This is a genomic window from Achromobacter deleyi (genome assembly GCF_902859705.1).
Lineage (GTDB): Bacteria > Pseudomonadota > Gammaproteobacteria > Burkholderiales > Burkholderiaceae_B > Achromobacter > Achromobacter deleyi.
Genome location: NZ_CADIJO010000012.1, coordinates 146,938 through 158,731 on the forward strand (window position 1 = coordinate 146,938; position 11,794 = coordinate 158,731).

The window sequence follows — 11,794 nt, forward strand, 5'->3', positions numbered from 1 at the left end:
GTTCAGGCCTTGTCGCGGGCTTCGCCCGAGCCGAACAGGTTGGACACGCAGCGGCCGCAGATCTCGGGGTGGTCCGGATCCTGGCCCACGTCCAGGCGCCAGTGCCAGCAGCGTTCGCACTTCTTGTGCGTCGACGGCGTGACCTGGATGCGGGTTTCGCCTTCGCCTGCGTGCACGGTGGCGCGCGAGACGATCAGCACGAAGCGCAGGTCGTCGCCCAGGCTGGCCAGCAGTTGCTGGTCTTCGCCGTTGGCGTACAGGTCGACTTCGGCCTGCAGCGACGAACCGATGTCGCCTGCCGTGCGCACTTCTTCCAGCTTGCGCTGGACTTCGGCGCGAATGGCGCGCAGGCGCGTCCACTTGGCAGACAGGGCCTCGGCATCGGCGAACGGCGGCAGCGCGTGGTAGACCTCGGTGAAGATGGTCACGCGGGCCGCGTCGGCCTGGTGCTTCAGGGCCGAGGCCACCAGTTCTTTCCAGGCTTCTTCGGCCGTGAACGACAGGATCGGGGCCATCAGCTTGAGCAGCGTCTGGGTGATGTCCAGCAGCGCGGTCTGGGCCGAACGGCGGGCCACGCTGTCGACAGCGGACGTATACAGGCGGTCTTTCAGGATGTCCAGGTAGAACGCGCCCAGGTCTTCCGAGCAGAACGTCTGCAGGCGCGACACGGCCGGGTGGAAGTCGTAGCGCTCGTAGTTGGCCTGCACTTCGGCCTGCATCTGCGCGGTCATGGCCAGCGCATAGCGGTCGATCTCGAACAGCTCGCCATAGGGCACGGCTTGCGACACGGCGTCGAAGTCGGCCAGGTTGGCCAGCAGGAAGCGCAGCGTGTTGCGGATGCGGCGGTAGCCTTCGACCACGCGCTTGAGGATCTCGTCGGAAATCGACAGTTCACCCGAGTAGTCGGTGGAAGCCACCCACAGGCGCAGGATTTCCGCGCCCAGCGAGTCGGACACCTTTTGCGGGGCGATCACGTTGCCGACCGACTTGCTCATCTTGCGGCCCTGGCCGTCCACCACGAAGCCGTGCGTGAGCAGGGCCTTGTAGGGCGGTTGGCCGTACAGCATGCAACCGGTCAGCAGCGACGAATGGAACCAGCCGCGATGCTGGTCCGAGCCTTCCAGGTACAGGTCGGCGGGCCAGGCGAGTTCAGCGCCATGCGAGCCGGCGAAGGCGTGGTCCTTGCCGCCCAGCACGGTGGCATGGGTGCTGCCGGAGTCGAACCAGACGTCCAGCGTGTCACGGTTCTTTTCGTATTGGTCGGCTTCGTCGCCCAGCAATTCGCGCGGGTCCAGCGCCTGCCAGGCCTCGATGCCGCCTTGCTCGACGCGCTGCGCCACCTGTTCAAGCAGTTCGGACGTGCGCGGATGCAGCTCGCCGGTTTCCTTGTGCACGAAGAACGCCATCGGCACGCCCCACTGGCGCTGGCGCGACAGGGTCCAGTCCGGACGGTTGGCAATCATGGCGTGCAGGCGGGCACGGCCCCAGGCCGGGTAGAAGGCCGTGGCGTCGATACCGGCCAGCGCCGATTCGCGCAGGGTCGGGCCGCCGTCTTTCGGGGCCACGTCCATGCCGGCGAACCATTGGCTGGTGGCGCGGTAGATGATGGGCGTCTTGTGGCGCCAGCAGTGCATGTAGCTGTGCTTGTGCTTTTCCACGTGCATCAGCGCGCCGGCTTCGGTCAGGGCCTCGACGATCTTGGGGTTGGCATCCCAGATGGACAGGCCGCCAAAGAGCGCCAGGCTCTCGGCGTACTTGCCGTCGCCCATGACCGGGCTGATGAAGTCGGTGTCTTTCATGCCGTGCGCCTTGCACGAGATGAAGTCTTCGATACCGTAGGCAGGGGCCGAGTGCACCACGCCGGTGCCCGAGTCGGCCGTGACGTAGTCGCCCAGGTAGACGGGCGACTTGCGGTCGTAGGCGGCTTCGAACTGGGCCAGCGGATGGCGGAATTCAATGCCCGACAGCGCAGCGCCCGGGGCGGTGGCGATGACTTCGCCTTCCAGGCCCCACGACTTCAGGCAGGCTTCGACACGCTCGCGCGCCACCAGCAGCAGCGGACCGAACTTGGGCGCGGGCGACACGCGCACCAGCGCGTATTCGATTTCCGGGTGCACGTTCAGCGCCTGGTTGGACGGGATGGTCCAGGGTGTGGTGGTCCAGATGACGATGGCGCCGTCGTCCACCGAGTCCAGGCCGAAGGCCTGGGCCAGCTTGGCCGGTTCGGCGAACGGGAAGGCCACGTCCACCGCCGGGTCGACGCGGTCGGCGTATTCGACTTCGGCTTCGGCCAGCGCCGAGCCACAGTCGAAACACCAGTTCACGGGCTTCAGGCCGCGGAACACGTAGCCCTTGTCCAGGATGCTGCCCAAGGCGCGGATTTCGTCGGCTTCATTGCTGAAGTTCATCGTCATGTAGGGACGATCCCAGCCACCCAGCACGCCCAGGCGCTTGAAGTCCTTGCGCTGGCGGTCGATCTGCTCGAGCGCGTAGGCGCGGGCCTTGGACTGCACTTCGGCCACGGGCAGGTGCTTGCCGTACTTTTTCTCGATCTGGATCTCGATCGGCATGCCGTGGCAATCCCAGCCCGGCACGTAGTGCGCGTCGTAGCCGGCCATGTTGCGGCTCTTGACGATGATGTCTTTCAGGATCTTGTTGACCGCGTGACCGATATGGATGTCGCCGTTGGCGTAGGGCGGGCCGTCGTGCAGCACGAAGCGCGGGCGCCCCTTGCTGGCGGCGCGGATCGCCTGGTAGACGTGGTTTTCCTCCCACTGCGTAATCCAGGCGGGCTCGCGCTTGGCGAGGTCGCCCCGCATGGGGAAGGGGGTATCGGGCAGGTTGAGGGTCTTTTTATAGTCCATGAACGGCAAAATAGGCGCGCGCGTTTCGCGCGTCTTCGGCGATGGCGGCAGTCAGGGAAGGGAGGTCAGGAAACTTTTCTTCGTCCCGCAGCTTGTGCAGGAATTCGATACGCACGAGTTTACCGTATGCGTTGACGGTCTCGTCGAGCAGGTGTGACTCAAGCAGCACGCGGCCGCGGTCTTCGACCGTGGGGCGCACGCCCAGGCTGGCCACGGCCGGCAAGGCGCGGTCGCCCAGGCCGTAGACCTGCACCACGTAAATGCCGGAACGGGCCGCGCAGCGCTCGGCCACCCGCAAGTTCATGGTGGGAAAGCCCAGGGTGCGGCCCAGCTTCTGGCCGTGGATCACGTGGCCGCTGATATGGAAGGGGTGGCCCAGCAGGTGGCGGGCCCGGTCCAGGTCGCCGACGGCCAGCGCGGTGCGCACTTCCGAACTGGAAATACGGTGGCCGTGGCGGTCGGTCACGTCGGCCAGGGTCTGGACCTCGAAGCCATGGCGCAGGCCGGCTTCGCGCAGCAGGTCGATGTCGCCGCTGCGCTTGTGGCCGAAGCGGAAGTCTTCGCCCACCAGCAGCCACTTGGCGTTCAGGCCCCCCACCAGCAGGTTCTCGATGAAGGCATTGGCCGACATTTCGGCCAGGCGGGCATTGAAGCGTTCGACCACGACCTGGGAAACGCCATAGCGCGCCAGCGCCGCCAGCTTGTCACGCAGGCCGGAAATGCGCGTGGGCGCCAGTTCCGGGCGGTGGTTCAGCGTGGCGAAATACTCGCGGGGATGCGGTTCGAACGTCATCACGGCCGGGGTCAGCGCGCGCTCGCGGGCAACCTGGCAGACGCGCGCCAGCATGGCCTGATGGCCGCGGTGGACGCCGTCGAAATTGCCGATGGTCAGCGCGCAAGGGGCGCGCTGAGCGGGCGGAGGAAGGGATCGGTAGATACGCAGCGATGGTTTCACGAGCGAGAGTTTACAATTTTGGATTACGGGATTGTTCGACATCCCCAATTTGGATTGGTCATCTTGCCGGAAACATCTACTACACAGCGCCGCATCGTCATCCTGATCTCAGGGCGCGGCAGCAATATGCAGGCGCTGGTCCAGGCCTGCCGCGAGCAGGGCTGGCCCGCCCGCATCGCGGCCGTCATCGCCAGCCGGCCGGATGCCGGCGGCCTCGAATGGGCCGCCGAGCAGGGCATTGCCACGGCCGCCCTGTATCACAAGGATTACGCCAGCCGCGAAGCGTTCGACGCAGCCCTGGCCGCTGAAATCGACCTGCACGAACCCGATTTCGTCATCCTGGCCGGCTTCATGCGGGTCCTGACGCCCGGCTTCGTCAATCGCTTTGCCGGCCGGCTCGTCAATATCCACCCGTCGCTGCTGCCGGCGTTCCCCGGGCTGCATACCCACGCCCAGGCCCTGGCCACCGGCGTGCGGGTGCACGGCTGTACCGTGCATTTCGTCACCCCGGTGCTGGATCACGGCCCGATCATCGCCCAGGGCTGCGTGCCGGTCCTGGCCGGCGACACCCCTGAATTGCTGGCCAACCGCGTGCTGGAGGTAGAACATCAGGCTTTTCCCGCCGCCGTGCGCTGGCTGGCCGAAGGCCGGGTTACCCTGACAACCGACCACCGGGTGGACGTGCAGGGCGATCCCGACCGCCTGTTCACCTGGTCCGCGGCGTCCTGAGCCGCGACCCTTACGCATCGCGGGCCGCCCGGCGGCCCTGAATCGCATTTATCGGGCGCAATCCCTGCGCCCCACTGGAATACACCATGAGCAAACCCCAATCTCCGCGTTCCCGTCCGGCCGGCGCCCCGAGGGCAGCCGCCGAAGGCCGCGACGGTCGGTCTTTCTTCTCGCGCCCCAAGGGCGAATCCCGCGACGCCGCCCCGCGCGAACGCGCCCCGCGTGACGAACGCGCTGGCGGCCGCGAAGAACGCGGCTCGTTCGGATCCGAGCGCCGCGAAGAACGCGGCAATTTCGGCGCCGAGCGTCGCGAAGGCCAAGGCCGTCCGGCCCCGCGTCCGTCCTATGACGCCCCGCGTGGCGACAACCGCGGCGGTCAGCGCGGTTCCTTCGGTTCCGAGCGCCGTGAAGGGCAGGGGCGTCCGACGCCGCGCCCGTCCTATGACGCCCCGCGCGGCGACAGCCGTGGCGGCGAGCGTGGTTCCTACGGTTCTGAGCGCCGCGAAGGCCAAGGCCGTCCGGATTCCCGTCCGTCCTACGGCGCCCCGCGCGGCGACAGCCGTGGCGGCGAGCGTGGTTCCTACGGTTCGGACCGTCGCGAAGGCCAAGGCCGTCCGGATTCCCGCCCGTCCTACGGCGCCCCGCGTGGCGACAACCGTGGCGGCGAGCGCGGTTCCTTCGGTTCGGACCGTCGCGAAGGCCAGGGCCGTCCGGATTCGCGTCCGTCCTACGGCGCTCCGCGTGGCGACAGCCGTGGCGGTGAGCGTGGTTCCTTTGGTTCGGACCGTCGCGAAGGCCAGGGCCGTCCGGACTCGCGCCCGTCCTACGGCGCCCCGCGTGGCGACAGCCGTGGCGGCGAGCGCGGTTCCTTCGGTTCGCACCGCCGTGAAGGCCAGGGCCGCCCGGACTCCCGCCCGTCCTACGGCGCCCCGCGTGGCGACAGCCGTGGCGGCGAGCGTGGTTCCTTCGGTTCGGACCGTCGCGAAGGCCAGGGCCGCCCGGACTCCCGCCCGTCCTACAACGGCCCGCGTGACGACGCCGGCCACGGCCAGCGCGAAGCCGCGCCGCAAAAACCGCAGTTCAACCGCCCGCGCCTGTCATACGCCGCCAGCCGCATCGACCAGGTGCAGCGCGTGCTGGGCGAGATCCTGCAATGGACCTACCCGGCCGACGCCGCGCTGTCGCACTGGCTGCGCCATCACCCCGGCCTGGGCGCCCGCGACCGCTCCGAAGTCGCTGAAGCCGTCTATGACGTGCTGCGCCACCTGCGCCGCTACCGCCAATTCGGCGAAAGCGGGGTTGGCCCCGCCTCGCGCCGTCTGGCCATCCTGGGCCTGGCCGCGACGCTGGGCGTGGACGCATTGGAAGAGGGCATGGATGCCGGTGAAGCCGCCTGGCTCAAGCGCGTCAAGCAGATCGACCTGGCGACCCTGCCACGCGCCGTGCGCGGCAGCATCCCCGACTGGCTCGACGAGCGCCTGGGCGCCATGGACAGCCCCGAAACCCTGATCGACGCACTGAACCGGCAGGCCAGCCTGGACCTGCGCGTGAACCCGCTCAAGGTCGAGCGCGACGCCATGCTGACCGAACTGCAGCAAAGCGCCGGCCGCTACGAACCCGTGGCCATGCCGTTCTCGCCCTGGGGCATCCGCATGGAAGGCCGCCCGGCGATCAACCGCTGGCCGCAATTCGAAAACGGCAGCATCGAAGTGCAGGACGAAGGCAGCCAGTTGCTGGCCCTGCTGGTAGCCCCGCGCCGCGGCGAAATGATCATCGACTTCTGCGCCGGCGCCGGCGGCAAGACCCTGCTGCTGGGCGCGCTGATGCGTTCCACCGGTCGTCTCTATGCCTTTGACGTGTCGGCCGCCCGCCTGGCCCGCGCCAAGCCGCGTTTTGCCCGCAGCGGCCTGTCCAACGTGGTGCCGGTGGTCATCGACAGCGAAAACGACGCTCGCGTCAAACGCCTGGCCGGCAAGGCCCAGCGCGTGCTGGTCGATGCGCCGTGCAGCGGCATCGGCACCCTGCGCCGCAATCCCGACCTGAAGTGGCGCCAGCATCCCGAAGCGCTGGCCGAACTGGGCCAGTTGCAGGAACGCATCCTGAACAGCGCCGCGCGTTGCGTGGCCCCGGGCGGCCGCCTGGTGTACGCCACCTGCAGCCTGCTGGCCGAAGAAAATGAAGTGCAGGCCGAGCGTTTCCTGGCCAGCCACCCTGATTTCGAACGCCTGGACGCAGCCGAAATCCTGGCGGCGCGCTGCGAAAACCTGAAGCTGGACGGCCCCTACGTCCAGCTGCGCCCCGACGTTCATGGCACCGACGGCTTCTTTGCCGCGGTGTTCGAACGCCGCAAGAAGGCCACCGCCGCCACGGACACCGAGGCCCAGGCCGAGGTCGACGCAGAAGCGGACGCCGTGGATACGGTCGAAGGCGCTGCCGAGGCAGAGGCTGACGCGGTCGTGCAGGCTGCCCAGGCCGAAGCCGAAGTGGTTCTGGCGGAAGTGGAGTCGGTTCAAGCTGAAGCCACTGACGTGGCTGACGAGACCGAGGCGGCGCTGGCCGAAGAGGCCGATGCGGCGGAACCTGCCGACGCCGAGCCGGCCCCGGTCAAGCCCGCTGACGCCAAGCCCGCGGCTTGAAGCACGCGGGCCGCGCCGGCTCAGTTGGCCGGCGCGATGCCCAGCGTGGCGCTGTAGCGGCGGATGCCGATCGTCTTATTCTGGTATTTCACTTCCCAGGCCAGCGAGTCCGACCCGGGCTGGTTGGCCTGGTAGACCAGTTGGGCGACCGGCACTGTCTTATATGCGCAACGTCCCGAATCGCCGGATTGGCCCCGTGTCTGCACGATGCTGGCCGTGCCCAGGCGCGGCTGCAGCGTGATCGTCACGCGCGGGGCGCGCAAGGCCAGGCAATCCGACCCCCGTATTTCGTAGTACGACGCCAGCACGGCGACGTCCCCGGTTTTCATCGACTGGGCGAGGGCGGGCGTCGAGGCCGCCAGCCCGGACAGGGCCAGCAGTGCAATAAAATAGGGACGGGCTTTGTGGCGAAACATCTGGGGGCGGACCGGATAAGTGACGGGGCGAGCGGACCGAAGTGTGCGCCAGACGCATGGCGCCCGCAAGACAGCCGCAGGACCTGACAGGAACTTTAATGGCGAAATGTAGCCAAAACACCATGCCTTGCGAAGGCTTCCCCAGTTCCGGGAAGCGCCGGCCCCGCCGCCGGAAGCCCGCACGGTGTCAGTCCGCGGCTTGCCAGTGCCGCCGCGAGCGTGCGGTTTTGTGCTCAAAAGCGGGGCTTAGTCCTTGATTTCGCTCAAAAACTATTTTGAAACTCCGTTGTCATAAGATGGCAAAGGTAAGCTAAACTTCAGGCACTCTTCAAGCGAGGCTCATAACAGCTTTATGGATTACATCCTCTCCTTCATTGCCGGCGGTCTGACTCAAGCCTCTTGGTGGCAGGTCGTCGTTTTCACCCTGGTCGTGACGCACATCACCATTGTCGCGGTCACGGTCTTCCTCCATCGCAGCCAAGCGCACCGCGGTCTGGATTTGCATCCGGCTGTCATGCACTTCTTCCGTTTCTGGCTCTGGATGACGACCGGCATGGTCACCAAGGAATGGGTCGCCATCCACCGCAAGCACCACGCCAAGTGCGAGAAGGAAGGCGATCCCCATTCGCCCATCCTGTTCGGTATCTGGAAGGTGCTGTTCCGCGGCGCCGAGCTCTACCGCGAAGAATCCAACAACAAGGAAACCATGGCCAAGTTCGGCCACGGCACGCCTGACGATTGGCTCGAACGCAACGTCTACAGCAAGCACAGCCTGTGGGGCGTGCTCAGCATGCTCGCCATCGACATCGCCCTGTTCGGCGCCATCGGCGTCACGGTCTGGGCTGTCCAGATGGCCTGGATTCCCTTCTGGGCGGCTGGCGTCGTCAACGGCATCGGCCACTACTGGGGCTACCGCAACTACAACAGCCCGGACACCAGCACCAACGTGTTCCCGTGGGGCATCGTGATCGGCGGCGAAGAGCTGCACAACAATCACCACGCCCACGGCACGTCGGCCAAGTTCTCGGCCAAGTGGTACGAATTCGACATCGGCTGGTGCTACATCAACATCCTGAAGTTCCTGGGCCTGGCCAAGATCAAGAAGGTCGCGCCCAAGCTCAAGCTGGATGACTCCAAGACCGGTATCGACCTGCGCACCCTGCAAGGCGTGATCACGCACCGCTACGAAGTCATGGCCCGCTACGCGGACGTGATCAAGAGCGCCGCCCGCGAAGAACTCGCCAAGCTGAAGGCCTCGCGCCAGGACGGCAACGCCGATTGCGGCTGGAACAAGCTGCACAAGGTGCGTCGCGCCATCCACCGCAACGAAGACATCCTTCAGCCGGAACAGCTCGAAGCCGTGGACAAGGCCATTGCCCAGAACCAGTCGCTGTCGACCCTGGTGCAGATGCGCCGCGAACTCGGCCGCATCTGGGAAAGCTCCAGCGCCAGCAGCGAACAGCTCCTTCATGACCTGCAGGCCTGGTGCCAGCGCGCCCAGCAAAGCGGCATCGCCGGGCTCGAGCAATTCGCTCAACGTCTGCGCCGCTACGCGGCATGATGCTAGAGAAGCTCAACCCTGAACAACGCGCCGCAGTAACGTTAGAACCGCAGCACGCCCTGGTCCTGGCCGGGGCGGGCAGCGGGAAGACCCGGGTGCTCACCACCCGCATGGCCTGGCTGATTCAAACCGGCCAGGCTTCGCCTTTTGGGCTTCTGGCGGTCACGTTCACCAACAAGGCTGCCCGCGAAATGCTGGCGCGCATGTCGGCCATCCTGCCGATCGATACGCGCGGCCTCTGGATCGGCACCTTCCACGGCCTGTGCAACCGCATGCTGCGCGCGCACCATCGCGATGCCGGCCTGCCGCAGACCTTCCAGATCCTCGACGTCACCGATCAGCTGGCCGCCATCAAGCGCCTGATGAAGGCCAACGGCGTCGACGACGAGAAGTATCCGCCGCGTGACGTGCAGCGCTTCATCAACGGCGCCAAGGAAGAAGGCCTGCGTCCCAACGACGTCGAAGCCTACGATGCCCACCGCCGCCGCCTGATCGAGATCTACCAGCTCTACGAAGCCCAATGCCAACGCGAAGGCGTGGTCGACTTCGCCGAGCTGCTGCTGCGTGCCTACGAATTGCTGTCGCGCAATGCGCCGGTGCGCGAGCACTACCAGCGCCGTTTCCGCCACATCCTGGTCGACGAGTTCCAGGACACCAACACGCTGCAGTACAAGTGGCTGCGTCTGTTGGCCGGCGGCGGCGCGGCGATCTTCGCCGTGGGTGACGACGACCAGTCCATTTACGCGTTCCGCGGTGCCAACGTCGGCAACATGTCCGACTTCGAGCGCGATTACGCGCACGGCACCGTCATCCGCCTTGAGCAGAACTACCGTTCGTACGGCCACATCCTGGATTCGGCCAACGCGCTCATCGGCCACAACAGCGGTCGCCTGGGCAAGAACCTCTGGACCGACCAGGGCGAAGGCGAACCGGTGCGCGTCATCGAACAGCCTTCCGACGGCATGGAAGCCCAATGGATCGTGGACGAAATCCGTTCGCTGATCCACGAAGGCAGCCTGCGCCGCGAGATCGCCGTGCTGTATCGCAGCAACGCGCAATCGCGCGTGATCGAACACGCCATCTTCTCGGCCGGCATTCCCTACAAGGTCTACGGCGGCCTGCGCTTTTTCGAGCGCCAGGAAATCAAGCACGCGCTGGCCTACCTGCGCCTGATGGCCAATCCGCACGACGATACGTCCTGGATGCGGGTGGTCAATTTCCCCACGCGCGGCATTGGCGCGCGCACGCTCGAACAACTGGCCGACGCGGCCCGCGCGCACGATTGCAGCCTGTACGCGGCGGTGGCCATGGTGGCGGGCAAGGGCGGGTCGAACCTGGCCCAGTTTGCGCAGCTGATCCATCGCCTGATCGAAGAGACGCGTGACCTGCCGCTGCCCGAAATGGTCGAGCACATGCTCGAAACCAGCGGCTTGAATGCCCATTACAAGGCCGAACGCGAAGGCGCCGAGCGGCTGGAAAACTTGAACGAACTGATCACCGCCGCGGCGGTGTTCGCGTCCGAGGAAAACTACGACAGCCTGCCGGCCGGCGTGCCGCCCGCGCAGGACACCTCGTCCACCTTGATGCCGGGCGTGGTCGATGCGCCGCCGGTCGTGGCCGACACCATGACGCCGCTGGCGGCATTCCTGTCGCACGCGGCCCTGGAAGCCGGCGACAACCAGGCCCAGCAGGGCCAGGACGCCGTGCAGCTCATGACCGTGCACGCCGCCAAGGGCCTGGAATTCGACGCGGTCTTCATCACCGGCCTCGAAGAAGGGCTGTTCCCCCACGAGAACAGCATTCTTGAACAGTCCGGCCTGGAAGAAGAACGCCGCCTGATGTACGTGGCGATCACCCGTGCGCGCCAGCGCCTGTACATCAGCCTGGCGCAAAGCCGCATGCTGCATGGCCAGACGCGCTACGCCATGCGGTCGCGCTTCCTGGATGAAATTCCCGAGCAGCACCTGAAATGGCTGTCGCCCAAGGCCGGCCTCGCGCCGGTCAGCAGCACGGGCGCGGGCTGGAACGGCAATCGCGGCGATGCCTTTGGCCGCAAGCCCACCAACACCATTGCGCCGCGTCAACCGCGCGGCACGGCCACCGGTGTCACCGTGGGCGACAAGCAGTATCGTGTGGGGCAGGGTGTCCATCACGCCCGTTTTGGTGATGGCACGATCATCGGCCTGAGCGGTGCAGGGCAGGACGCGCAGGCTGAAATCCAGTTCCGCGATGTGGGCGCCAAGACCCTGGCGCTGGGCATCGCCAAGCTTGATATTGTTCAAGGTTGACAAAGACATGGCCAAAGACGATTCCCCGAAAGCCGAACTCTCGGCGCTGCGCGCCGAGGTCGACGAAATCGATCAGCAGATCATCCTGCTGCTGGGTGTGCGGTTCCGCTGCACGGACATGATCGGCGAGCTCAAGCAAGCCCACGACATGGACCTGGTGGACCCGGTGCGCGAAGACCAGCAGGTTCAGCGCATCCGCCGCCTGGCCGAAGAGGCCGGCGTGCCGCCCGCGCTGGCCGAAACCATTCTGCGGGAAGTGATCGACACCGTCGTCGATCACCATACCCGTCTGCGTGAGCGTCCTTATTCGTGATCCGGCATGCTTGCTCAAAAACGGCGTCCACC

General features: G+C 66.5%; 8 protein-coding genes. 5 read left to right on the forward strand and 3 right to left on the reverse strand.

Going from position 1 to position 11,794, the window contains the following annotated elements; all coding sequences use genetic code 11:
* Nucleotides 1–2: 2 nt before the first annotated feature.
* Nucleotides 3–2,864 (reverse strand): isoleucine--tRNA ligase, encoded by a 2,862-nt coding sequence (gene ileS, locus HV798_RS18330; RefSeq protein WP_175191944.1) that lies wholly within the window; start codon nucleotides 2,862–2,864, stop codon nucleotides 3–5.
* Entirely contained in the window at nucleotides 2,854–3,819 is a 966-nt protein-coding gene (locus HV798_RS18335) for a bifunctional riboflavin kinase/FAD synthetase (protein WP_025135876.1), read from the reverse strand. The genes ileS and HV798_RS18335 overlap by 11 nt, the downstream gene beginning before the upstream one ends.
* 63 nt (nucleotides 3,820–3,882) lie before the next feature.
* Between HV798_RS18335 and purN the strand changes: the two genes are divergently transcribed.
* The gene (gene purN / locus HV798_RS18340) at nucleotides 3,883–4,548 is read left to right on the forward strand and encodes a phosphoribosylglycinamide formyltransferase (protein WP_175191945.1); all 666 of its coding nucleotides are present in this window, start codon (nucleotides 3,883–3,885) and stop codon (nucleotides 4,546–4,548) included.
* A gap of 1,133 nt (nucleotides 4,549–5,681) precedes the next feature.
* The gene (locus tag HV798_RS18345) at nucleotides 5,682–7,184 is read left to right on the forward strand and encodes an RsmB/NOP family class I SAM-dependent RNA methyltransferase (RefSeq protein WP_425486155.1); all 1,503 of its coding nucleotides are present in this window, start codon (nucleotides 5,682–5,684) and stop codon (nucleotides 7,182–7,184) included.
* A gap of 20 nt (nucleotides 7,185–7,204) precedes the next feature.
* Here HV798_RS18345 and HV798_RS18350 read toward each other — a convergent pair whose 3' ends face one another.
* On the reverse strand, nucleotides 7,205–7,600 hold the full coding sequence (locus HV798_RS18350; protein WP_175191946.1) for a hypothetical protein: 396 nt from the start codon (nucleotides 7,598–7,600) through the stop codon (nucleotides 7,205–7,207).
* A 352-nt stretch (nucleotides 7,601–7,952) separates the two neighbouring features.
* Between HV798_RS18350 and HV798_RS18355 the strand changes: the two genes are divergently transcribed.
* The 3 genes from HV798_RS18355 to HV798_RS18365 are packed head-to-tail and all read left to right on the forward strand — an operon-like array spanning nucleotide 7,953 to nucleotide 11,762.
* Entirely contained in the window at nucleotides 7,953–9,161 is a 1,209-nt protein-coding gene (locus HV798_RS18355; protein ID WP_025135880.1) for a DesA family fatty acid desaturase, read from the forward strand.
* Nucleotides 9,158–11,449: a UvrD-helicase domain-containing protein gene (locus tag HV798_RS18360; protein WP_175191947.1), complete on the forward strand. Its 2,292-nt coding sequence runs from the start codon at nucleotides 9,158–9,160 to the stop codon at nucleotides 11,447–11,449. Before HV798_RS18355 ends, HV798_RS18360 begins: the two co-directional genes overlap by 4 nt.
* Nucleotides 11,450–11,456: 7 nt before the next feature.
* A complete protein-coding gene (locus HV798_RS18365; RefSeq protein WP_025135882.1) occupies nucleotides 11,457–11,762 on the forward strand; it encodes a chorismate mutase in 306 nt (101 codons plus the stop codon).
* Nucleotides 11,763–11,794: the final 32 nt, after the last annotated feature.